This window comes from Pseudoalteromonas sp. SIMBA_162, from assembly GCF_046535955.1.
Classification (GTDB): Bacteria; Pseudomonadota; Gammaproteobacteria; order Enterobacterales; family Alteromonadaceae; genus Pseudoalteromonas; species Pseudoalteromonas marina.
The window spans coordinates 1-230 of the sequence record NZ_JAWJBQ010001366.1 but is presented as its reverse complement, the minus strand read 5'-3'; the positions used below and the strand labels follow the sequence as shown (position 1 = coordinate 230).

Annotated in this window: 1 protein-coding gene; it reads right to left on the bottom strand. The window is 52.2% G+C overall.

From position 1 onward, the window contains the following. Positions 1-53: 53 nt before the first annotated feature. Complete coding sequence (locus tag R0J88_RS24080) at positions 54-221, bottom strand: hypothetical protein (protein ID WP_410901469.1); 168 nt, start codon at positions 219-221, stop codon at positions 54-56. Positions 222-230 lie beyond the last annotated feature (9 nt).

The following is a 230-nucleotide window of genomic DNA, read 5'->3' as shown; positions in this document are numbered from 1 at the left end:
GACTGACTACTGCACTTCCTCGTGCTTCGCAAAACGCAGCGATACTGATCGAATCACTGTTCTTGAGGGAGTGCTCTAGTTTCAGCATCACCTTTCACAGATTCATCACGGTTCTGGGATCGACTTTCCCATTTTGCCACTACCAAGGGGGCCAGCGCGTTGCCTAGCACATTCAGTGCAGTAACCGGCATATCCATTAGCCTGTACACGCCCGCGATCAAGGCAACACC